21 protein-coding genes are annotated in these 18,248 nt (G+C 73.9%); 13 read left to right on the top strand and 8 right to left on the bottom strand.

Annotation, left to right across the window (positions count from 1 at the left end; translation table 11 throughout):
- Positions 1-74 precede the first annotated feature (74 nt).
- A complete protein-coding gene (locus ACIRST_RS00825) occupies positions 75-1,013 on the top strand; it encodes a hypothetical protein (protein WP_402798811.1) in 939 nt (312 codons plus the stop codon).
- Between the two features lie 22 nt (positions 1,014-1,035).
- Here ACIRST_RS00825 and ACIRST_RS00820 read toward each other — a convergent pair whose 3' ends face one another.
- On the bottom strand, positions 1,036-1,614 hold the full coding sequence (locus tag ACIRST_RS00820) for a hypothetical protein (protein WP_402798808.1): 579 nt from the start codon (positions 1,612-1,614) through the stop codon (positions 1,036-1,038).
- A 119-nt stretch (positions 1,615-1,733) separates the two neighbouring features.
- Between ACIRST_RS00820 and ACIRST_RS00815 the strand changes: the two genes are divergently transcribed.
- The 4 genes from ACIRST_RS00815 to ACIRST_RS00800 all read left to right on the top strand — a co-directional run bounded on the left by ACIRST_RS00815 (position 1,734) and on the right by ACIRST_RS00800 (position 5,446).
- Entirely contained in the window at positions 1,734-2,237 is a 504-nt protein-coding gene (locus tag ACIRST_RS00815) for an N-acetyltransferase (protein ID WP_402798807.1), read from the top strand.
- A gap of 137 nt (positions 2,238-2,374) precedes the next feature.
- Positions 2,375-3,025, top strand: a complete 651-nt coding sequence (locus ACIRST_RS00810; RefSeq protein WP_402798806.1) for a hypothetical protein — start codon at positions 2,375-2,377, stop codon at positions 3,023-3,025.
- 157 nt (positions 3,026-3,182) lie between these two features.
- Complete coding sequence (locus ACIRST_RS00805) at positions 3,183-3,602, top strand: SsgA family sporulation/cell division regulator (RefSeq protein WP_402798804.1); 420 nt, start codon at positions 3,183-3,185, stop codon at positions 3,600-3,602.
- Between the two features lie 221 nt (positions 3,603-3,823).
- Entirely contained in the window at positions 3,824-5,446 is a 1,623-nt protein-coding gene (locus ACIRST_RS00800) for a cytochrome bc complex cytochrome b subunit (RefSeq protein ID WP_402799375.1), read from the top strand.
- Here the strand turns inward: ACIRST_RS00800 and ACIRST_RS00795 are convergent.
- The 3 genes from ACIRST_RS00795 to ACIRST_RS00785 all read right to left on the bottom strand — a co-directional run bounded on the left by ACIRST_RS00795 (position 5,415) and on the right by ACIRST_RS00785 (position 8,360).
- Positions 5,415-5,807: a cytochrome c oxidase subunit 4 gene (locus ACIRST_RS00795; RefSeq protein WP_402798801.1), complete on the bottom strand. Its 393-nt coding sequence runs from the start codon at positions 5,805-5,807 to the stop codon at positions 5,415-5,417. The two genes, ACIRST_RS00800 and ACIRST_RS00795, sit on opposite strands and share 32 nt — an antisense overlap.
- Entirely contained in the window at positions 5,804-7,495 is a 1,692-nt protein-coding gene (gene ctaD / locus ACIRST_RS00790) for a cytochrome c oxidase subunit I (RefSeq protein ID WP_350524693.1), read from the bottom strand. The genes ACIRST_RS00795 and ctaD overlap by 4 nt, the downstream gene beginning before the upstream one ends.
- A 223-nt stretch (positions 7,496-7,718) precedes the next feature.
- Positions 7,719-8,360: an L-threonylcarbamoyladenylate synthase gene (locus ACIRST_RS00785; protein ID WP_350524694.1), complete on the bottom strand. Its 642-nt coding sequence runs from the start codon at positions 8,358-8,360 to the stop codon at positions 7,719-7,721.
- 212 nt (positions 8,361-8,572) lie between these two features.
- Here ACIRST_RS00785 and ACIRST_RS00780 point away from each other — a divergent pair, with 212 nt between their 5' ends.
- A complete protein-coding gene (locus tag ACIRST_RS00780; RefSeq protein WP_350524695.1) occupies positions 8,573-8,914 on the top strand; it encodes a hypothetical protein in 342 nt (113 codons plus the stop codon).
- Between the two features lie 49 nt (positions 8,915-8,963).
- Entirely contained in the window at positions 8,964-9,257 is a 294-nt protein-coding gene (locus tag ACIRST_RS00775) for a helix-turn-helix domain-containing protein (protein ID WP_350524696.1), read from the top strand.
- Between the two features lie 73 nt (positions 9,258-9,330).
- Here the strand turns inward: ACIRST_RS00775 and ACIRST_RS00770 are convergent, their stop codons facing one another.
- Complete coding sequence (locus ACIRST_RS00770) at positions 9,331-9,486, bottom strand: DUF6131 family protein (protein ID WP_350524697.1); 156 nt, start codon at positions 9,484-9,486, stop codon at positions 9,331-9,333.
- A gap of 172 nt (positions 9,487-9,658) precedes the next feature.
- Positions 9,659-11,218, bottom strand: coding sequence for a threonine/serine exporter family protein (locus ACIRST_RS00765; protein WP_402798799.1), 1,560 nt, complete (start codon positions 11,216-11,218; stop codon positions 9,659-9,661).
- Between the two features lie 244 nt (positions 11,219-11,462).
- Here ACIRST_RS00765 and ACIRST_RS00760 point away from each other — a divergent pair, with 244 nt between their 5' ends.
- Positions 11,463-11,873: a nuclear transport factor 2 family protein gene (locus ACIRST_RS00760; protein WP_396546541.1), complete on the top strand. Its 411-nt coding sequence runs from the start codon at positions 11,463-11,465 to the stop codon at positions 11,871-11,873.
- A 71-nt stretch (positions 11,874-11,944) separates the two neighbouring features.
- Entirely contained in the window at positions 11,945-12,106 is a 162-nt protein-coding gene (locus ACIRST_RS00755; protein ID WP_350524700.1) for a hypothetical protein, read from the top strand.
- Between the two features lie 31 nt (positions 12,107-12,137).
- Here ACIRST_RS00755 and ACIRST_RS00750 read toward each other — a convergent pair whose 3' ends face one another.
- Positions 12,138-12,803, bottom strand: coding sequence for a TetR/AcrR family transcriptional regulator (locus tag ACIRST_RS00750; protein ID WP_402798796.1), 666 nt, complete (start codon positions 12,801-12,803; stop codon positions 12,138-12,140).
- A 175-nt stretch (positions 12,804-12,978) separates the two neighbouring features.
- On the opposite strand from ACIRST_RS00750, the gene ACIRST_RS00745 reads away from it, so the two are divergent.
- Both ACIRST_RS00745 and ACIRST_RS00740 read left to right on the top strand, forming a co-directional pair.
- A complete protein-coding gene (locus ACIRST_RS00745) occupies positions 12,979-13,596 on the top strand; it encodes an SRPBCC family protein (protein ID WP_402798794.1) in 618 nt (205 codons plus the stop codon).
- Between the two features lie 87 nt (positions 13,597-13,683).
- Positions 13,684-13,857: a CsbD family protein gene (locus tag ACIRST_RS00740; RefSeq protein ID WP_350524703.1), complete on the top strand. Its 174-nt coding sequence runs from the start codon at positions 13,684-13,686 to the stop codon at positions 13,855-13,857.
- A 100-nt stretch (positions 13,858-13,957) separates the two neighbouring features.
- Here the strand turns inward: ACIRST_RS00740 and ACIRST_RS00735 are convergent, their stop codons facing one another.
- Complete coding sequence (locus ACIRST_RS00735) at positions 13,958-15,361, bottom strand: FAD-dependent monooxygenase (RefSeq protein WP_350524726.1); 1,404 nt, start codon at positions 15,359-15,361, stop codon at positions 13,958-13,960.
- Positions 15,362-15,446: 85 nt separating this feature from the next.
- On the opposite strand from ACIRST_RS00735, the gene ACIRST_RS00730 reads away from it, so the two are divergent.
- Both ACIRST_RS00730 and ACIRST_RS00725 read left to right on the top strand, forming a co-directional pair.
- Positions 15,447-16,106, top strand: a complete 660-nt coding sequence (locus ACIRST_RS00730; protein ID WP_402798792.1) for a TetR/AcrR family transcriptional regulator C-terminal domain-containing protein — start codon at positions 15,447-15,449, stop codon at positions 16,104-16,106.
- A 261-nt stretch (positions 16,107-16,367) separates the two neighbouring features.
- Positions 16,368-18,194: a phospholipase C gene (locus tag ACIRST_RS00725; protein WP_402798791.1), complete on the top strand. Its 1,827-nt coding sequence runs from the start codon at positions 16,368-16,370 to the stop codon at positions 18,192-18,194.
- The last annotated feature ends 54 nt before the right edge of the window (positions 18,195-18,248 follow it).

Below are 18,248 nucleotides of genomic sequence, written 5' to 3'. Positions count from 1 at the left end.
CGCGGCGGGCCCGGCGGAGGCTGCCCGTAGCATGGCGGCTTCCGGAACGAGCGGTGTGAGGAGAGGAACGGGACGTGCGCGGGGGCGAGCTGGTGGGCGGACTGGGACGGCTGGTCGGGGCGGCGGCGGGGGCCGCGGCCGGGTTGGGCGAGGCCGGGCGGCAGGCCGTACGGCGGGGCGGACGCGGCGCGGCGGCGGGCGGGCGGTGGGCGTACACGGCCCTGACCTCCGTCATGCCGCCGGAGGTACCGGCCACCGAGCCGTGGAAGCTGTCGGTGGGCACCCTGATCGGCCGCCACCCGCTGACGCCGGCCGTGGTGCACAAGCTGCTCGGGCTGCTCGACGGTCTCGGCGCCGTTCACCTGGGGCCGTCGAAGGTCGGCTTCGACGGCGAGGAGGTCGAGTGGGACAAGGTCGTCGAGATCCGCACCCGCAACGCCTTCGAGGTGCTGACCACCACCGCACTGGAGCAGGAGGTGGACCGGATCCGGGAGTTCCTGCCGCCGGTTCCCGGCCGCAAGTGGGTCGTCACCAAGGCGGGCGAGGCGCTGGCCACCGTCGTCCTCGCCGCCCTCGAACGCGGCTCGGACGACCAGCGCCTGGACGAGCTGACCGTCCCGGCCCGCATCGTGTGCCGCGGGCTGCTCGGCCGCCGACGCACCCTGGACGCGGGCGCGTTCGCCGCCGCGACGCTCGTCCTGGCCGACCGGGCCGGCGAGAGCCTGATCGCCACCGCCCGCAAGCGCGGCATCCCGGTCCTGCCCGTCGACGAGCTCGCCGAGCCGACCGACGCCGCCCGGGTCGCGGTGCTGCGCGAGCGCACCGACTCCGTCGCCCGGCTGCTGGACCGCATCGAGCGGAGCGACCCCGGGGCGGCACCCGCCGGGGACGCACCGACCGGGGCCGTGCAGGCAGAGGCCGGGGCCGTCCGGGCAGAGGCCGGGGCGGCGCAGCCGCCGTTGTCGCTCGACAAGGGTGCGGGCGACAACAGCGGCGCGGTGCAGCCGAGTTGAGCAGCCGCGCGGACGGACGCGGTCAGTGGCCGCCGCGCGGCTCCTCGCAGTCGGTGCCGTCCGGGTAGCCCGCGAACGCCTCCGCGGTGGTGACGGCGCTGTTCATCGTGCCCTCCAGGCACAACCCGGTGGCGTCGACCAGGAAGGCGATGCCGGTCGGGCCGTTCTGGGTGACCTTCACCTTGGCGGCCTGGTAACCCAGCCCGGTGAGCTGTCCGCGGGTGCTGTCGGGGGCGAAGTCGCCCCGGGTGCGCAGGGGTTCGAGGGCGCCCTTGATGCGCTTCACGGCGTCCAGGCCGTCGCAGCGGCGCCGGCCGTGGAGCGGGATCGGCACCCGGAAGCCGTGGTTCTCGGCGTAGTGGTCGACGGGCGGCCCGGTCGGGGCCGCGCTGCTCGCGGTCGGGGTCGGGGTCCTGGTCGGCGTCTCGCCGGGGCAGGGGTAGTCCGCCTCGGTGGTCGGCACCGCCGTCACGGCCGCCGCGGGCGCCCCCGCGCCACCGGCCGCGCCCACGTGCTCCGTCCCGCACCCCGCCGCCAGTACGGCCAGGGCCGCCACCACCGGTGTCCGGAGGCGCCCCCACCTGGTCCTGATCATCGTCATCCGGTGATGATGCCCCGGCGGCGGGGCCGGCGTCATCCCGGCCGCTCGGGTCCCGGGGCCCGGGACCCGGACTGATAATCCGCGCGGCGCGGGCCGGTTCTCGGCTAGCCTCCAGGCCCATGACCTGGTTGCCCGCCGATTTCGTCCACCCCGTCCACGTGCCGCTCCCCGGTGGCGGTTACCACCTGCGCCCCATCGCCGGGACGGACACCGAGCTCGACTACCCCGCCGTGATGGGCTCCCGGGAGCGCCTGTGGTCCATCTACGGCGAGGCCTGGGGCTGGCCCGCGGCCACCATGACCTACCAGGCGGACCTCGACGACCTGATCCGGCACGAGCGGGAGATCGCCGCCCACGAGTCGTTCAACTACGCGCTGTTCGACGAGGCGGAGTCGGCCCTGCTCGGCTGCGTCTACATCGACCCGCCGCAGAAGGCCGGCTCCGACGCGGAGATCTCCTGGTGGGTGGTGGACGACCAGGTCGGCTCCGAGCTGGAGCGGGAGCTGGACGCCCTGGTGCCGCGCTGGATCGCCGAGGCATGGCCGTTCGGTCGGCCCTGTCTGATCGGCCACGAGGTCTCCTGGGCGGAGTGGCTGGCCCGCCCCGCGATCGCCGGCGCCTGACCCGACGGCGGGCGGGCAGGAGCCGCAGCCGGCCCCGGCGCGCCTCCAACTCGGCCCGACCGGGCACGGGTTCGGGTTCAGGAAGGTCAGCACCCGGTGTTCTGGACGGGCCCGACGCGGCGCCCCACGATGGGTGCATGACGGACGACGAATCGGCGCAGCCGCCCGCATCGGGTGCCGGGCCGGCGCGGCGCCCGGACTGGGGCGCGGTCGGCGCGATCGCGGGCGCGGTGGCCACGCTGATCGCCCTGGTCGCCTACCTGGTGCCACCGGACGCGCCGCAGCCCGCGGCCGCCCCGGTGGTCACCACCGCGGCCCCGCAGCCGCCGGAGCCGCTCCCCGCTCCCACGCCGAAGCCGGTTCCGTCGCCCGTACCGACGCCCACGCCGGCGCCCACACCCACGCCGACCCCCGAGCCCGATCCGCCGTCCCCGGAGCCGAGCCCGTCGCCGATCCGGACCCGGACCGCCGCCCCGACGCCGGAACCGCCGCTCCCGGCGGTCCGGCCCGGCGGCTGCGACGAGGCCGAGGCGGCGCTGGCCGCGTACCGCCGGAACGCCGGCGACACCCGCGGCAGCCGGGCCGACGCGGCCGGCCAGGCCTACCAGGACCTGATGGGCGCCGGCCTGGACGCACAGGGCGCGGTCGGTTCGACGATCCGCCGACTGGCCGCCGAGTTCTCGGAGTTGCGCTTCCGCCTGAACGGCATGGTGCTGGCCGATCCCAACCAGGTGATCACGGACATCAACGCGGACAGCGCCCAGCTCGGGCGGCTGTGCGGATCCTGACCGCCCCGGGCACGACCGCGGTCGACGGCGCCCCCGCAGGCAAGGACGTTGTGGAGGTTCGGCGGAGGCCGACTGCACGGACCGGCACCGGGTAGGCACCGGACAGGAGCGTCGGCCCGCCCGGGGACGACGCTCGCGACCGTAGGAGGGTCGTGCGATGCCCATGCCCGTCCACTCGATGCCCGTCACCTTCCCCGACAGTCCGCTGCCCGACGTCCCGGTGGTCGCGGAACTGCGGTTCGACCCGGACCTGCCGTACGCGGCCTGTCTGGCGTTCCCGATCGCCCCGTGCGAGTGCGTGACCGCGGACGCCCGCGTGTGCTGGTACTTCAGTCGCGAGCTGTTGAACGAGGGCCGGCACGCCCCCACCGGCAGCGGTGACGTCCGGGTGGGCCCGGGGCCCGCGGGCGAGGTGCTGATCACCCTGTGCGGGCCCGCCGGCAACGCCGTCCTCAGCGCACCGGAGGAGGGCGTCACGGCCTTCCTCTCGGACTGCTTCAGCCTGGTGCCCGAAGGATCGGAGTCCGAGCACCTCGACGTGGACGCCACGCTCGCCCGGCTGCTGTCCGACGACTGACCGCGGGCCGCCCGGAGCCGCGGGCGCAGCCCGGAGGAGCTCCCGGGTGCCGCCATCCGGGTGTTCTGCCGACGGCCGCCACGGGACCCGCCCCGCTCGGCCGACCCGCGCGGAGCGCCGCGCACTAGGTTGCCTGCGTGGAGGCAACCAAGGCTACGAACGGGCGTGAGCCGTCCGCCGGTGAACGCGTCACGACCCGGCTGGACGGGCGGTTGCCGGTCATGGAGGCCGGCCGGGAGCTGCTGCGCAAGGTGTTCCCGGACCACTGGTCGTTCCTGCTGGGCGAGCTCGCGCTGTACAGCTTCGTCGTGCTGCTGCTGACCGGCGTGTTCCTGACGTTCTTCTTCGTCCCGAACATGAACGAGGTCGTCTACGACGGCGCCTACCTTCCGCTGCGCGGGGTACTGGTCTCCGAGGCCTACGCCTCGACGCTGGACATCAGCTTCGAGGTGCGCGGCGGCCTGATGATCCGTCAGATTCACCACTGGTCGGCGCTGTTGTTCCTCTCGGCGATCGGCGTGCACCTGCTGCGGGTGTTCTTCACCGGGGCCTTCCGCCGCCCGCGCGAGCTCAACTGGGTCATCGGGGTGACGCTGTTCAACCTGGCCCTGCTCGAAGGGTTCTCCGGCTACTCGCTGCCGGACGACTCCCTCTCCGGCACCGGGCTGCGGATCGCCGAGGGCGTACTGCTCTCGGTGCCGCTGGTCGGCACCTACCTGACCTTCTTCGCCTTCGGCGGCCAGTTCCCCGGCCACGACGTCATCCCCCGGCTGTTCACCGTGCACATCCTCCTGGTGCCCGGCCTGCTGCTGGCCCTGGTCGGGGCCCATCTGACGCTCATCGTGGTGCTGAAGCACACCCACTGGGCCGCCCCCGGCCGCACCAACCGCAACGTCGTCGGGATGCCCTTCTTCCCGCAGTTCCTGACCCGTACGGTCGGTCTGACCTTCGCGGTGGCCGGCATCATGGCGCTGTCCGCTTTCCTCGCCGAGGTCAACCCGATCTGGCGCTACGCCTCCTACCGGCCCGACGTGGCCGCGGCCGGCGCCCAGCCGGACTGGTACATCGGCTTCATCGAGGGCGCGCTGCGGCTGATGCCCGCCGCGGAGACCTCCCTGTTCGGGCACACGGTGTCGTGGAACGTCCTCCTCCCGGCCCTGGTGCTGCCCGGCCTGCTCTTCGCGGTGCTGTACGCCTACCCCTTCGCCGAGCGCTGGCTCGACCCCGAGCGCGGCGAACAGCACCTGTGCGACCGCCCGCGCAACAAGCCCACCCGCACCGGACTGGGGGTCGCGGGGATCACCGTCTACGCCGTGCTGCTGATCGCCGGCGGCAACGACGTGATCGCCTTCGTCTTCGGCCTCTCGGTCAACGCGATCACCGTCGTGCTGCGGGCGGCGCTGATCCTGCTGCCGCCCGCGGCCTTCCTGCTCACCCGGCGGCTCTGCCTGGCCCTGCAGGCCAGGGACCGCGACCGGCTGCTGAAGGGCGACGAGACCGGCCGGATCGACCAGGGCCACGACGGCGGCTTCACCGGCCACCGCCGCCCGCTGCCCGCCGACGAGCGGTTCGTCCTGCTCGCGCGGGCCGTGCCGGACCCGCTCCCGGCCCCGGACCTCGCGCCGCGGCGCGAGCGGGCCCGGGCCGCGGCGGGCGCCTGGTTCTACCGGGACCGGGTCGAACTCCCCGCCACCGAAGGGGAGTCGGAGTTCATCGCGGGTGTCCTCACCAGCCCCGCCCACCCCGAGGCACCCGCCGGACCGCCCACCGGGCCGACCGGGGCCGGCCCGGTCCGCCGGCTGCTCCGCCGGCTCACCCGTCGTCGTCGCCGTACTGGAAGATGAACCCGGACACGGCGAGGGCCAGCACGACGGCACCCACCACGACCAGCCAGCGGGCGAAGACCAGGCCGAGGGCGAGGAGCGTCAGGCCGGCCGCCGTCAGCACCGGGTAGCCGCTGCGGGCCGGGAAGAACCCCACCGGGCCGACGGCCTCCGCGATCTCGGCGTCCCCGCGGTCCTGCGGCCGGCCGCCGCCACTCCGCCGGTACTGGACGAACCAGAACAGCGCGATCAGCCCCGACATCAGGAACGCCACCGCCAGGATCGCCGTGCCGGCCGGCTCCTGCGCCCAGAACCCGTAGATCAGCCCGGTCACCGCGAAGAACACCGTCATGACGGCGAACAGCCGGCCCTCCCCCTTCATCGCCCGCTCCCCCGCCCGCCCGTACGGTCGGCCGCCCCGCCCACCGGCTCCTCCGTCGGCACCTCCGGGTGGTGCAGGTCGAAGGCCGGCGACTCGGAGCGGATCCGCGGCAGCGCCTCGAAGTTGTGGTGCGGCGGCGGGCAGGAGGTGGCCCACTCCAGCGAGCGGCCCCAGCCCCACGGGTCGTCCTCGGTGACCCGGGTGCCGTGCCGGGTGGTGGTCCAGACGTTGTAGAAGAACGGCAGGTTGGAGACGCCGAGCAGGAACGAGCCGATCGAGGCGCACACGTTGAGGGCGGTGAAGTCGTCCACCGCCAGGTAGGTCGCGTAGCGGCGCGGCATGCCCTGGGCCCCCAGCCAGTGCATCACCAGGAAGGTGGTCTGGAACCCGACGAACAGGACCCAGAAGTGCACCTTCCCCAGCCGCTCGTCGAGCAGCTTCCCGGTCAGCTTGGGCCACCAGAAGTAGAAGCCGCCGAAGGTGGCGAACACCACCGTGCCGAACACCACGTAGTGCAGGTGGGCCACCACGAAGTAGCTGTCGGAGACGTGGAAGTCGATCGGCGGCGCGGCCAGCAGCACCCCGCTCAGCCCGCCGAACAGGAAGGTCACCAGGAAGCCGAGCGACCACAGCATCGGGGTCTCGAAGGACAGCGAGCCGTTCCACATCGTGCCGATCCAGTTGAAGAACTTCACCCCGGTGGGCACCGCGATGAGGAAGGACATCATCGAGAAGAACGGCAGCAGCACCTGGCCGGTGACGAACATGTGGTGCGCCCACACCGTCATGGACAGGGCGGTGATGGCGATGGTCGCACCGATCATGCCGTAGTAGCCGAACAGCGGCTTGCGGCTGAACACCGGGATGATCTCGCTGATGATGCCGAAGAACGGCACCGCGACGATGTAGACCTCCGGGTGACCGAAGAACCAGAAGAGGTGCTGCCACAGGATCGCCCCGCCGTTCGCCGGGTCGAAGGCGTGCGCGCCGAACTTCCGGTCCGCCTCCAGGCAGAGCAGCGCCGCCGTCAGCACCGGGAAGGCCAGCAGCACCATGATCGAGGTGAACAGCACGTTCCAGGTGAAGATCGGCATCCGGAAGAGCGTCATGCCGGGCGCCCGGAGGCAGGTGATGGTGGTGATGAAGTTGACCGAGCCGAGGATCGTCCCGAGGCCGGCCACCACCAGGCCGAAGGCCCAGAGGTCCCCGCCCTGCCCCGGGGAGTACACCGGCCCGTTCAGCGGCGCGTAGGCGAACCAGCCGAAGGCGGGCGCCCCCGTGGAGGTGAGGAAGCCGCTCAGCACCATCAGCCCGCCGAGCAGGAACGCCCAGTAGGTGAAGGCGTTCAGCCGGGGGAACGCGACGTCCGGCGACCCGATCTGCAGCGGCATGATCGCGTTGGCGAACCCGGCGAAGGTCGGGGTGGCGAACAGCAGCAGCATGACCGTGCCGTGCATGGTGAACATCTGGTTGTAGCGCTCGTTCGACAGGAACCCGGTGTCGGGGCCCATCAGCTGGGCGCGCATCAGCAGCGCCAGCACACCGCCGACCAGGAAGAACCCGAACGCGGTCGCCAGGTAGAGGTTCCCGATGACCTTGTGGTCCGTGGTGAACAGCCAGCGCAGCAGCGTGCTGCCCTGGTGGAGACGGGCCTGGGTGCGACGCGACGCGGTGGACGTGGCGCTCATGGAACCTCCGCAGCGGAGCCGACGAGCCCCCCTCGCGGCGGCGCCGCCCCCTCCCCCCGCTCGGCGGGAGGGCCCACTCCCGCGCGCCATCGCCGACCCTAGCGGCGGCCGTCCGGCCCGCCGGGGCGCCACGCGGTGCGGCGCCCCGACCGGGCGGCGTCCGGGGCCGGGCGGCCCTGCGCTCGCGGCCTTGGTGGGCCCTGCGCGCGCAGGGCCGGGCGGCTCAGCGCTCCAGCAGGTCCGGGACGACCTCGCGCAGCCGCTCGGCGCCGATCGCGCCCGCGCGCAGCAGCACGGGCACCTCGCCGGTGACGTCCACGATCGAGGACCCCACCGCGGCCGCGGTCCGGCCCCCGTCGAGGTAGACGGCCACCGAGTCGCCCAGCATGCCCTGGGCGGCGTCGCAGTCCTGCGGGGAGTCCTGCCCGGTCAGGTTGGCGCTGGAGACCGCCAACGGGCCGGTGGCGTTGAGGAGTTCGATGGCGACCGGGTGCGCGGGCATCCGGACCGCGACCGTTCCGCCGGTCTCGCCGAGGTCCAGCTCGACCGACTTCAGGTGACGGGCGACCACCGTCAGCCCGCCCGGCCAGAACGCCGCCACCAGGGCCCGCGCGCGGTCCGTCACCTCGACCAGGCCGTCCAGGCCCTCCGGGGAGCCGACCAGCACCGGCGAGGGCATGTTGCGGCCGCGGCCCTTGGCCGCCAGCAGGCGGGCGACCGCCTCCGGCGCGAAGGCGTCCGCCCCCACCCCGTACACCGTGTCCGTGGGCAGCACGACGAGTTCACCGCGGCGCACCGCGGCCACGGCCTCGCGCAGCCCGGCTGCGCGCTCGGACGCGTCCGAGCAGTCAAAACGACGAGTCATCAAGGTTCTCCACGGCGGGCCGCGGCCCGCACCGTCCATCCGGCCCGGCCACCTCGCCGGCCGGGCACGACCCGGTCAGACTACCGGGCGGGCTCCTGCCGACCCGCACCGCCGGGACGCCGGGCCACCGGGCCGTGCGCCGCTCGGGTGGATCACGCGGCCGCCGGGCCGCCGGAGGGGGCGGCGGCGCCGGGCGGACGTAGGTTGCGGGCATGACCAGTGACGAGACGATCCCGGCCGTGGGGGTGCGCCCGCTGGACGAGGTGTTCGCCGCGATCGACACGGCCAACCGGCGCCCGCGGCCGTGGACCGGCTTCGAACACGGCGTGCTGGGGGCGTACCGGTGGGCCGCCGGGGCCCAGGTCGCGGCACCGGTCACCGCCACCGCCGCGGTCGGCACGGCCGAGCCGTGCCGGGCGCAGCTGCTGGCGGAGTGCCAGGCCGCCGCCGTGCGCCTGCGCCGGGCCCTCGTGCAGGGCACCGACCACGCGTACGTCCTCGGCGCCCACCAGGCGCTGGCCTGGCTGTGCGGGCTGCACGAGGAGTGCCCCTGAGGGGTGCGGCCGGTTTTCGGGGCGGGCCCGGCGGCCATATCCTTGGGCCGTGGAAACCGGCCCGGCCACGGCGCGGCAGTGGACCTTCCTGACGAACCACGCCCGCGTCCTCGTGCAGATCGCTCGCGACCCCGGCATCCGGGTGCGCGACATCGCGGCCCGGTGCCTGCTCACCGAGCGCGCCGTCCAGCGGATCATCGCCGACCTGGAGGAGGCGGGCTACCTCGCGCACGAGCGGCGCGGCCGCGCCAACCACTACAGCGTGATGACCGGCAAGCAGCTGCGGCACCCGGCCGACGCCGGTCCGACCATCGCCGAGCTGCTCGCCGCACTGCTGCGCTGACGCCGGCCGGCGGGGCGCCGAGCGCCCGCACCGGCCGGCACGGCATTGAACGGGGGTCACATCACCGGCCTCGTCAGTAGTAGTGGCGGCGTCCGCCGACGGCGTGGCCGAGCGCCCCGGCGACCCACAGGACGAGGCCGACCAGGAGCAGCACGAGGCCGATGGTCCACAGGATCGAGATGCCGGTGACGAAACCGATGATGAGCAGGATGACGCCGAGCACGATCACGGGAGCCTCCCGGGGTTGACGAGGGGGGCGTCGAACGGGCGGCCTCTCGACGCCGCCCGTCCTCGGCCCGGTTCACAGCTGCGCGTCTACCGCGCCGGCCGCACGCCAAACGGTCGTACGCCCAACCGTTCGCACGCCGAACCGGTCGGACGCCACCGGCACGCCCCCACCGTCACCTGCGGTGGCGGCCGCCGCTGCGGCGGGCGGGCGGGGCGGCGCGCGGGGCGGGCAGGAAGAGCCGGGCCAGTTCGCGGCCCAGGTTCACGCCGATCGCGAGGGCCATCGACATCGCGACGGCGCGTCCGATGCCGCTCAGCCCGACCTCCGGCCGGCCCCGGACGAAGGCGAGCATCCCGAAGTACAGCACCGACCCGGGCAGCAGCGGCCCCAGCGCCGCCGTGACGTGCGGCAGCACCGGGCCGCCCCGGTAGCGCGCCATCAGCTGGCCGGACAGGCCCACCAGCCCCGCGGCGAGTCCGGTGGCCAGCATCGGCTCCGCACCGGCGTTGGCCAGCACCCCGTACGTGGTCCAGCCGGCCGCACTGTTGAGCATGACCGCGGGCAGCGCGCCCGGCTCGGTGTTCAGCAGCACCGCGAAGGTCAGGGTCAGCAGCACCGCCGCGGCGAGCTGCAGCGGCGGGTTCACGGCCCCGGCCGGGACGTCCTGGGAGGCGAGGTCCGCGCCGTTGTTGACGCCGACGTAGAGCACCGTCATCACGCCGATCACCACGCCGGCCATCAGGTACAGCGCCTCCAGCAGGCGGGCGGCGGCGGTCAGGTAGAAGCCCGCCAGGCCGTCCTGGGCCGCCGCCACCATCGGCCAGCCCGGCAGCAGCGCGAACAGTCCGCCGGTGATCACCACCGATCCGCGCAGGTGCAGCCCGTTGAACGACAGCAGGATGCCGATCACGGCCGCCGGGGCCGCGGCCACCACGAACCGGTAGAAGGCCGGGAGGTCGTGGCGCGTCACCAGGGCCGAGAGCCGGTCGCCCGCCAGCGCCGCGACGACGGCGCTGGCGAACACCAGCCAGGCCCGGGCGTCGGTGCGGCCGCCGACCAGCAGCGTCGCGGCTCCGGCCAGCAGGCCGCAGCACAGCAGGAGCAGCCAGCCGGGGTAGCGGCGACCGCGCCGGTGCACGGCCACCAGCCGCTCGTACGCCTCGTGGACCGGGACGCCGCCGGCCGTGATCGCGGTGACCTGCCGGAAGACGGCGGCCAGCCGCGCGTAGTCCCCGGCCGGGCTGCGCACGGAGCACTCCGCCGTCAGCGACGGCTCGGGCGCGCCCGGCTGGTAGGAGATCGCCACCCGGGTGAAGGTGACCTGCGGGTCGCACGGATGGACGCGGTAGGCCCGGGCGACGGCGAGCATGGCCGCTTCGACGTCCTCCGCCGCCTCACCGCTGGCCAGCAGCAGCTCCCCCACCAGCAGGGCGAGGTCCAGGACCCGGGCCGGTTCGGCCGCGCCCGGCCGCCCCGCCCCGGGGGCCTCCGCCACCAGCCTGCGCTCGGCCGCCGGGGTGCGCAGCAGCGGCAGCATCCGGTCGGGCCAGGGGTCCGCGGGGTCCGCGTCCTCCTCGGGGCCTGCGGAGTCGTGGCCGCCCGGGCCGCCCGGGACTGCCGGGGCGTGCCCGGCGTCGCTCGCGGTCGGTGGCAGCTGCGGCGGCACCCTGCCGGACTGCACCGGGGGCCCTTCCGAACCGGCACGCGTGCCGAGCGGATCGTGTTCCGACATCGTGACTCCCTGAACCACCCCCCTGGCACTCTTTGCACCTGATCAACTACCCGGAGTGATGGTTTCGTGAACACTCCGGCGCTCGGCGCGCGCTCCCCGACGGAGCGCGACGGGCCGTACACGCCCCATCGGCCCGGCGTGCCGTCGCCCGGTGGCGGAGCCGGGCCGGTTCCGGGTGGCGGGGCCGCGGCAAACGGCCCGGTGCGCAGGCGCGGGCCCGAGGTGCGGCCGTAGCATCCTGACCATGGCCGACAGTGACGAGGAGCAGGTCGCCGACCTGGTCCGGAGCTGGGCCGCCGCGGTCCATGCGGGCGACCTCCGAGGGGTCGTCGCCGACCACGCGGCGGACATCGTGATGTTCGACGTGCCGCCGCCGTACGAAGGCGTGCGCGGGCTCGACGCGTACCGGGAGACCTGGCCACCGTTCTTCGAGTGGCAGGCGCAGGGCGCCGCGTTCGAGATCGAATCGCTGGAGGTGACCGCCGGTGCGGACGTCGCCTTCGCGCACGCCCTGCTGCGCTGCGGCACCCCGCAGGACTTCGCCGACCGCCCGGCGCAGCGGTTGCGGCTGACCGTCGGCCTGCGCAAGGAGGACGGGCGGTGGCTGGTCGCGCACGAGCACCACTCCTTCCCGGATCCGGGCGAGGCCTCGTAGCACCGCCGGGGATTCGCGGGGGGCGCGCCGGGTAGGCGCGGCGGCGCAACCACCCGACCAGGAGGTGCGCGATGACCATCCCGACACCCCCGGACCCGGACACCGGGCCGATCCCGCACCCGTACCCCGCGCCCCGGCCGGGCGAGCCGCCCGACCCGGTACCGCCGCCGGTCCCGCCGTTCCCGGACCCGGATCCGGCGCCGCCGCCGGAGCCGCACCCCGGACAGGCCTGAGCCGCCGGGTGCCGTCGGAACGGCGACGCCGTCAGGCCAGGGGTGCCGTCAGGCCGTCCAGTTCGGCCTCGAAGAGCAGCTCGGGCCGGAAGCCCATGCCGGTGAAGTGCCCGGCGAGTTCCAGGGACAGGACTCCGTGCAGGCGGGTCCAGAGGACCAGGAAGCGGTGCAGGGCCGCGGGCGTGGCGGGGTGGTCGCCGACCCAGTCCCGGTGCGCCGCCAGGTGATCGGCGAACGGGGTTCCGGGCGTGTCGGCGGGAGCGGGGGCGAGCGCGGCGCAGGCGTCGAGCAGGGTGCGCATGATCTCGTCGGCGATGGCGGTGGTGTCCTCGGGCGCGTGGTAGCCGGGGACCGGGGTGCCGTAGAGCAGGAAGTACCGCTGGGGGTCGGCCAGGGCCCAGCCACGCAGGGCGCGGGCGAGCCCGGCCAGGTCGGCCCCGTCGGCGGCCGCGGTCGCGGCCAGCGTGTCGGCGAGGCTGCGGTAGGCGTCCCGGACCAGCTCGGTGATCAGCTCGTCGCGGCCGGCGAAGTAGCGGTAGAGCGCGGGGCCGCTGAGGCCCATCTGCTTGGCGATCGCGTTGAGCGAGAGCGCGGAGGCGCCCGCCGTGGCGATCTGCTGCCAGGCGTGCTGCTTGACCTCCTCGCGCAGCTGCGCGCGGTAGCGCTCGCGCGGGGTGTCCGCGCCCGTCTTCGCCATGGTCCGCCCGCTCCCGGTGGTCCGACTACATGCTCACGCTTTCGTTAGAGGTTATCACGGAAGCCCTTGACGCCCCGGGCGCCGGGGAGTTAGAACTTCTAACGAACGCATGAGCATGTAGCTCATCGCGAACCGCGCCGTCCGTCCCGACGGCCCGTCAGCGAAGGGGACCCCCATGTCCGCGATCCGCCGCGCCGCCCTCGTCACCGTCCCGCTCGTCCTCGGCCTGCTCGGCACCGCCGCCGCGCCCGCCGGGGCCACCGCCTCCCGCCGCGACACCCCCCTCACCTGCCGCGGGGCCGGCGTCGACCCCGACGCGCAGGTCCGGTACCGGACCGAGACGGTCGTCCACGCGCCGCTGCGCACCGTCTGGAAGCTGCAGACCGACGTCGCGCGCTGGCCCGCCTGGCAGGCCACCGTGGCGACCGCCGAGCGCCTCGACCACGGACCGCTGCGCCCGAGCTCCGCGTTCCGGTGGACCACCCCGCTGCCCCCGAACCCCGCCACCACGGCCACCAGCCTCGACATCACCTCGACCGTGCGGCAGCTGCGGCCCGGCTCCTGCATCCGCTGGACCGGCCCGGCCGACGCCGCGGGGCTGCACATCGACGGCGTCCACGTGTGGAACTTCACCGAGGTCGACGGCGGCGTCCTGGTCCGCACCGAGGAGACCCACACCGGCCCCCAGGTCGACGCGAACGCCCCCGCCGCCACCGCGCTCCTGCGCCAGGGCCTGGAGGGCTGGCTGCACGATCTGAAGGCCGCCGCCGAGGCCGACGCGCGGACGAACTGACCGCGCGCCACGGCGCATGGAACCCGGCCCCCGGGGCAGACGCGGCCCGGGGCGGACTTCGCCCCGTCGACGAGAGGAGCGCCTGCCATGGGCACCGACGACAAGATGCGCAACATGGCGGAGAAGGCCGGCGGCAAGGCCAAGGAAGCCGTCGGCAAGGTCACCGGCGACCGTTCGACCGAGCTCAAGGGCAAGGGCGAACAGATGACGAGCGACCTGAAGCAGGCCGGCGAGAAGATCAAGGACGCGGGGAAGCACTGACCCGGCGGGGCGGGGACCGTCATCGGACGGTTCCCGCCCGCTGCGGCCCGCGCCGCCTCCGGTCCGGCCCACGACCCGGACCGGAGGCTTCGCGCGCCGGTCAGCCGGCGAGCAGGCCGTGGCGGGCCGCGTAATCCGCGAGGCCGTCGGGGGTGCTTCCGGCCCAGCCGAGGTAGCCGTCGGGCCGGACCAGGAACACGCCGGTCCCGTACGCCTCGTAGGCGGGGATGCGGACGACCGGAGCGGCGACGGCGGGCAGCGGGTCGTCGGTGCCGACGGCGAGCAGGGTCCAGTGCGGCCCGCGGAAGGCGTCGAACAGGCGGGTGCCGCCCCGGCGGCCGTCGGGGGCGCGGTCACCGGCCCGCAGCGCGTCCTCCGGGAGGTCCGGGCGGGTGTCCACGGCGAGCGAGGACTCCCGGTAGCCCAGGCCGAGTTGCTGGGTGGCCCGACCGCGGCGCTCCTCGCCCCGGTGGACGCGGGTCGACAGGGCGAGCATCGCCGCCGCGTTGGCCCGGCGCTCCTCCTCGTAGGTGTCCAGCAGCGACGCGTCCGCACGGCCGGCCAGGACGGCGGCGAGCTTCCAGGCCAGGTTGTACGCGTCCTGGACGCTGGTGTTGAGGCCCTGCCCGCCGGCCGGCGAGTGGACGTGCGCGGCGTCGCCGGCAAGGAAGACCCGGCCGGCGCGGAAGCGGTCAGCGAGGGCCGCGCGCGGGCGGAACTCGGAGGCCCAACGCAGCTCGGTGACCTGGTCGGCGGTCAGGTGGGAGCGGGCGGCGACCACCGCGCGCAGACCGTCGAGGGTGTGCTCCACGGCCGCCCCCTCGGGGAACTGGGCGACCAGCTGGTAGTCCTCGGTGCCGCCGAGCGGGCAGATCGCCAGCAGGCCGTCGTCGGACCGGAACACGTGCCAGTGTTCGCGGTCCAGCCCGGTCACCCGGACGTCGGCGACCAGCATCGGGGCCGGGTCGACCGTCTCCCCGGTCATCCCGATGCCGAGCAGCCGCCGGACGGTCGAGCGTCCGCCGTCGGCCGCGACGAGGTAGCGGGCCCGGACCGGCGCGCCGGTGGCGAACTCGGCGGTCACGCCCTCCTCGTCCTGGGTGAGGGCGACCAGCTCGCGGCCGAACGCGACCTCGCCGCCCAGTTCGCGCAGCCGCTCGTGGAGGACCTGCTGGGTGCGCCACTGGGGCAGCATCAGCGTCTCGGTGTACGGCTCGGTCTCGGACGGCTCGGTCGGGTCGTACATGCTCTGCCCGTCCTGCGGCTCACCGTCCTTCCAGAACAGGGTGGGCGGGTAGTGGCCCGCGACCGCGCGGACCCGGTCGAGCACGCCGAAGTCGTCGAGGACCTCCAGCGTGCGCGGCTGCAGGCCCTTGCCGCGCGAGCCGGGGAAGAGTTCCGCGCCGCGCTCGACCGGCAGCGCGGTGACGCCGTGCCGGGCGAGGTCGAGTGCGAGGGCGAGGCCGGTGGGCCCGGCGCCGATGATCAGGACGTCCGTGTGCATGCCGCGAGCAGTCACGGCAACCCCCTTAACGTTGTTAAGTAGCCGATGCCGGAAGCGTGCACTTAACGGCGTTAAACTGTCAAGCGTGACCCCGCAGAAGACCCCCAAGCTCGACCGCAAGCAGGTCGTCGACGCCGCACTGAAGCTGCTCAACGAGGTCGGCCTCGACGGCCTCACCCTGCGCGCCATCGCCGCCGAGCTCGACGTCAAGGCACCCGCGCTGTACTGGCACTTCAAGGACAAGCAGGCACTGCTGGACGAGATGGCGACCGAGATCATGCGCCGCATGACGGCCCGGACCGCCGAGGCGGGCGACGGATGGCGCGCCGGCGACTGGCGGGACGCCTACCTCACGACGATGCGCACCCTGCGCGCCGAGCTGCTGCGCTACCGCGACGGCGCCAAGGTGTACAGCGGCGCCCGGTTCACCGACACCTCGTACGCGGCCGGCCTGGACGCCTCGCTGCGCCTGCTGATCGACGCCGGCTTCACCCTGACCACCGCCACCCGGGCCTGGTACACGGCGTACAGCTACACCATCGGCTACGTCATCGAGGAGCAGGCCATGGCGCCCAATCCGTTCGACGGCGACGAGGGCTACGACGTCGAGGCCCGCGCCGACCGGCTGTCCGCCCACCCACTCGCCGCCGAGGCGGGCCGGGCGATGTTCGTGGACTTCGACGAGGGCTTCGAACAGGGACTGGCCCTGGTGCTGGTCGGGGCCGAGTCCCTGCTCGTCGACTGACGGCCGGTCGACCGCCGGGCCCCGAAAGGCGGTTGACGAACCATCGGCCGTCCGACCGCACCCGAACCGATTCGAAGCCCGAAGGCTCCCCCTCGGACCACCCCGGTTCATTCCGGGTTCACATGCACATGTAAATTGCGTTCACCTCGCCCGTCTACCTTCATGGCGCCCCGCCGCTCCAAGATCCACCCGAAGATCCACCCGAAGATCCACGTGGCGGGGCCCGACTCCGAAAATGACATGACGTTCGAGGTACCAACCATGCACGCAGTTCCCACCCGCTCACGGTGGCTCCGGCACGGCGCCGGCCTGGTCGGCGCGCTCTCGCTGGCGACCTTCGGCGGCGCGCCCGCAGCCTTCGCGGCCGACGCCCCACAGACCTCCACCCCGGTCAAGCACCTGGTGGTGATCTTCCAGGAGAACGTCTCCTTCGACCACTACTTCGGCACCTACCCGAACGCGGCCAACACCGCCGACGACAAGGTGAAGTTCACCGCCAAGCCCGGCACCCCGAAGGTCGACGGCCTCTCCGACGACCTGCTCCACCACAACCCGAACGGGACCAACCCGAAGCGGCTGAGCCCGGCCCAGGCCGTCACCTGCGACCAGGACCACACCTACAAGGACGAGCAACTCGCCTTCGACGGCGGCAAGATGGACAAGTTCGTCGAGCACACCGACGTCGAGAGCTGCAAGGCCCCGATGTTCACCCAGCCCGGCCTGGTGATGGACTACTACGACGGCAACACCGTCACGGGCATGTGGAACTACGCCCAGCGCTTCGCGATGAGCGACAACTCCTTCGGCACCAACTACGGCCCGTCCACCCCCGGCGCGCTCAACCTGATCTCCGGGCAGTTGCACGGCGGTTACCCGGTGGACCCGAAGACCGGCCAGAAGACCACCGACGCCTACGTGGTCGCCTCCCCGGACGCCAACGGCGTCGGCACCGTCATCAACGACCCGGACCCGGGCTACGACGAGTGCTCCAACCCCCAGCACAACCAGCTGGTCATGACCGGCAAGAACATAGGCGACCTGCTCAACGACAAGGGCGTCAGCTGGGGCTGGTTCCAGGGCGGCTTCAAGCCGACCGGCGACAAGGACGGCAAGGCCGTCTGCGGGGCCGCGCACGACAACATCGTGGGCGCCTCCCAGACCGACTACAACCCGCACCACGAGCCGTTCCAGTACTACAAGTCCACGGCGAACCCGAAGCACCAGGCGCCCAAGGACGTGGACGAGATCGGCCACAACGGCCAGGCCAACCACCAGTACGACCTGACCGACTTCGACGCCGCCCTGCAGCACGGCAACCTGCCCGCCGTCAGCTACCTCAAGGCCGCCAACTACCAGGACGGCCACGCGGGTTACTCCGACCCGCTGGACGAGCAGCACTTCGTCGTGGACACCCTGAACAAGCTGCAGAAGTCCAAGGACTGGGCCTCCACCGCCGTCGTCATCGCCTACGACGACTCGGACGGCTGGTACGACCACAAGTTCGCCGAGCCCGTCAACGGCTCGCGGGACGCCGCCAACGACGGCCTCAACGGCCCCGGCCAGTGCGGCAAGGACGCCGGGTGGGGCGGCTACGCCGACCGCTGCGGCTTCGGCCCGCGCCTGCCGCTGCTGGTGGCCTCCCCGTTCGCCAAGGCCAACTTCGTCGACCACACGCAGACCGACCAGACCTCGATCCTGCGCTTCGTCGAGGACAACTGGAAGACCGGCCGGATCGGCGACTTCTCCTTCGACGAGCACGCCGCCTCCATCGAGGGCATGTTCGACTTCAAGAACCCGCAGCCGGCGACCCTCCTGCTCGACCCCGCCACCGGCCAGCCGGCCGGCACCGCCACCCCGACCGGCGGGCCCACCGGCGGTGCTTCGACCTCCGCCCCGGCCGGCCCGACGGACGGCTCCGGCAGCGGCACCGCCGTCGCGGCGCCCACCAGCGGCGCGTCCGGCCCCGCGCTGGCCACGACCGGCGCGGACTCCAACACCCTGCCGATCGCGGCCACGGCCGTGGCGCTGCTGGCGCTCGGCGGCGGCGCGGTGTACGTCACCCGCCGCCGGCGCGGCCGCCGCGCCTGACGACCCGTCCGGCGCGCGCCGTCTCCGGTGGCGCCGGCGACGCGCGGCGATGTG

The organism is Kitasatospora sp. NPDC101447, assembly GCF_044767225.1.
Classification (GTDB): Bacteria; Actinomycetota; Actinomycetes; order Streptomycetales; family Streptomycetaceae; genus Kitasatospora.
Note: the sequence above shows the minus strand (reverse complement) of the source record. Positions and strands in the feature narration are given on the sequence as shown.

Excerpts from the sequence above, each read along its gene's own strand:
- ACIRST_RS00820 (WP_402798808.1), bottom strand. The coding sequence starts at position 1,614 with ATGACGATGATCAGGACCAGGTGGGGGCGCCTCCGGACACCGGTGGTG.
- ACIRST_RS00815 (WP_402798807.1), top strand. The coding sequence starts at position 1,734 with ATGACCTGGTTGCCCGCCGATTTCGTCCACCCCGTCCACGTGCCGCTC.
- ACIRST_RS00810 (WP_402798806.1), top strand. The coding sequence starts at position 2,375 with ATGACGGACGACGAATCGGCGCAGCCGCCCGCATCGGGTGCCGGGCCG.
- ACIRST_RS00805 (WP_402798804.1), top strand. The coding sequence starts at position 3,183 with ATGCCCATGCCCGTCCACTCGATGCCCGTCACCTTCCCCGACAGTCCG.
- ACIRST_RS00800 (WP_402799375.1), top strand. The coding sequence starts at position 3,824 with ATGGAGGCCGGCCGGGAGCTGCTGCGCAAGGTGTTCCCGGACCACTGG.
- ACIRST_RS00795 (WP_402798801.1), bottom strand. The coding sequence starts at position 5,807 with ATGAAGGGGGAGGGCCGGCTGTTCGCCGTCATGACGGTGTTCTTCGCG.
- ctaD (WP_350524693.1), bottom strand. The coding sequence starts at position 7,495 with ATGAGCGCCACGTCCACCGCGTCGCGTCGCACCCAGGCCCGTCTCCAC.
- ACIRST_RS00785 (WP_350524694.1), bottom strand. The coding sequence starts at position 8,360 with ATGACTCGTCGTTTTGACTGCTCGGACGCGTCCGAGCGCGCAGCCGGG.
- ACIRST_RS00780 (WP_350524695.1), top strand. The coding sequence starts at position 8,573 with ATGACCAGTGACGAGACGATCCCGGCCGTGGGGGTGCGCCCGCTGGAC.
- ACIRST_RS00765 (WP_402798799.1), bottom strand. The coding sequence starts at position 11,218 with ATGTCGGAACACGATCCGCTCGGCACGCGTGCCGGTTCGGAAGGGCCC.
- ACIRST_RS00760 (WP_396546541.1), top strand. The coding sequence starts at position 11,463 with ATGGCCGACAGTGACGAGGAGCAGGTCGCCGACCTGGTCCGGAGCTGG.
- ACIRST_RS00755 (WP_350524700.1), top strand. The coding sequence starts at position 11,945 with ATGACCATCCCGACACCCCCGGACCCGGACACCGGGCCGATCCCGCAC.
- ACIRST_RS00750 (WP_402798796.1), bottom strand. The coding sequence starts at position 12,803 with ATGGCGAAGACGGGCGCGGACACCCCGCGCGAGCGCTACCGCGCGCAG.
- ACIRST_RS00745 (WP_402798794.1), top strand. The coding sequence starts at position 12,979 with ATGTCCGCGATCCGCCGCGCCGCCCTCGTCACCGTCCCGCTCGTCCTC.
- ACIRST_RS00740 (WP_350524703.1), top strand. The coding sequence starts at position 13,684 with ATGGGCACCGACGACAAGATGCGCAACATGGCGGAGAAGGCCGGCGGC.
- ACIRST_RS00735 (WP_350524726.1), bottom strand. The coding sequence starts at position 15,361 with ATGCACACGGACGTCCTGATCATCGGCGCCGGGCCCACCGGCCTCGCC.
- ACIRST_RS00725 (WP_402798791.1), top strand. The coding sequence starts at position 16,368 with ATGCACGCAGTTCCCACCCGCTCACGGTGGCTCCGGCACGGCGCCGGC.